General features: G+C 75.1%; 2 protein-coding genes. One reads left to right on the top strand and one right to left on the bottom strand.

What is annotated here, in order from left to right; translation table 11 throughout:
- Nucleotides 1-1347 (top strand): PQQ-binding-like beta-propeller repeat protein (locus tag J7E86_RS13880; protein ID WP_215081950.1); only part of this gene is annotated, 1347 nt, incomplete at its 5' end.
- Between the two features lie 92 nt (nt 1348-1439).
- On the opposite strand, the gene J7E86_RS13875 is transcribed toward J7E86_RS13880, so the two are convergent.
- Nucleotides 1440-2043, bottom strand: a 604-nt coding sequence (locus J7E86_RS13875; RefSeq protein ID WP_215081949.1) for an enoyl-CoA hydratase/isomerase family protein, incomplete at its 5' end; no start/stop codon positions are given.

Raw genomic sequence — 2043 nt, 5'->3', positions numbered from 1 at the left:
GCTCCCGTGCCCGCGCACGACGGGTCCGTGCGGCTGGCCGGGTCGCAGGTCCCGATCGGCCCCGGCCCGCGCGTCGCCGAGGCGCGCGAGCTGCAGACGGGCACCGGTCCCGCCACCGGATGGGTGCGCCCGCCGGCCGGTCTGCCCGGTGCCTCCGCCTCGGTGCCCGTCCAGGCGCCGGCCCCGCAGACCGACGGTGAGAACACCCAGGGTGAGCAGGGACGTTGGCGGCCGTGGCGGTTCCGGATGTCCAACGACGTCTGGGGGACGCCCACGGTCGCCGGTGAGCTGTTGTACGTCACCTCTTTCGAGGTACACGCGCTCGACGTCGCCAGCGGACGACGGCAGTTCAAGACGCGTGACGTGGCGTGGGCGATGGCCGTCGCGGACGGTCGCATCCACGCCTCGGACGGGCCGACGCTGTACGCGCTGGACGCTGCCGACGGCGCCGAGCGGTGGCGGCTCGCCACCGACGGCTGGGTCTACTCCCTCCGGGCCGACCGCGGGACGATCGTCACCGGTACGCGCGGCGGCGGCGTGCAGGCGTGGGAAGCCGCCAATGGCGAACTGCTGTGGGAGATGGGCGGCCTCCAGACCGACTTCGAGACGCCCGACTGCGGGCCGTTCGTCCAGGACGGCACGGTCTATGTGTGGGCCGACGCCCGGCTGCGCGCCCTGGAGGCCCGTACGGGCGCGGAGCGCTGGTCGTATCCGGTGGGCGATACCGCGTCGTGCGGGGGCGTCCCCGTGCGGCTGCTGGCCGCCGAGGACGGGGTCGTCTACGTCGCGGCCGGCACGCGCGTCCTCGCCATCGACGTGGCGCGCGGTGACGTGCGCTGGCGGTTCGAGGCACCGGCGGTCTTCCTGAGCCCGCCGGCGTTCGCGCCGGGCCCCGCCGTCACGGGCGGAGGCGTCTATGTCGCCGACTACCTGGGCACCGTCTACGCCCTGGACGCGGCGACCGGCCGAGACCGCTGGCGCATCGCCACCGAGCCCCGCCAGTCGACGGAGCCGGTGCTGGTGTCGGCCGGTTCCGTGCACCTGGGCAGCGGCGGCGCGCTCTACACCCTGGACGCCGTCACGGGCACCCCGAAGTGGCGCTTCGCGGCCGGTGGCGATGTCGTCGGCGCCCCCGTCGTCGCCGAGGGCAGAGTCCACTTCGGCTCCGCCGACCACTGCCTCTACACGGTGGACGCGGCGGGGGGCCAGCTCCGCTGGAAGCTGGCCACGGGTGGCGAGATCACCGGCTCGCCGGTGGTCACGGGCGGTGTGGTCTACGCCTGCAGCAAGGACCGGTGCGTGTACGCGCTGGACGCGGCGAAGGGGACGGGCCTGTCCCGGCGGTGACGTCCGCGCTTCGGCATCCGGTGGGTGCGGCGGCCGGGCCCGGGAGGTGAAGCCCAGGGGCCCGGAGGACGGCCGGGCCCGCCATCGGCGGCTCACCGCACGCGGTACGCCCTGCCGCGCCGGGTGAAGAGCCCGGCCTGGCGGGAGGGAGACAGACTGCCCAGCGAGATCAGGTGCGGCGCCAGGGCGAGGGCATGTCCGCGGGCCGCCTCCTTCGCCGCCCACAGGGCCCGTACGGTCCCCTGCACCGCCTCGGTGGGGTAGGAGGCGATGACGGCCGCCGCCCGCAGGGCCGCGGGGACCGCCTCGCCGGGCGTGGTCAGCTCGGAGACCAGCCCGATCTCGTACGCCCGCCGCGCGGAGAGTCGTTCGGCGGTGCCCATGAGCGCCGTGCGGGCGGCTTCGCCGAAGGGCATGCGCTGCGCCATGTGGAGGGTTTCGTACGCGCTGACCATGCCGTAGGAGGTGTGCGGGTCGAAGAAGGTCGCGTCTTCGGAGGCGACGAGGAACTCCGCCTCGCCGAGCAGGTAGAACGCCCCGCCGCACGCCATTCCGCCGACCGCCGCGACGACGGGCTTCCACAGGTCGGCGGCCTTGGGCCCGACGGTCAGGAGCGGGTCGTCGACGGAGTAGGGCGAGCTCGGCTGGGGGACGTCGGCGGAGCGGTCGACGCCGGTGCAGAACGCCCGGTCGCCG

This window comes from Streptomyces sp. ISL-11 (genome assembly GCF_018614525.1).
Lineage (GTDB): Bacteria > Actinomycetota > Actinomycetes > Streptomycetales > Streptomycetaceae > Streptomyces.
This window is presented reverse-complemented; position numbering and strand designations above follow the sequence as displayed.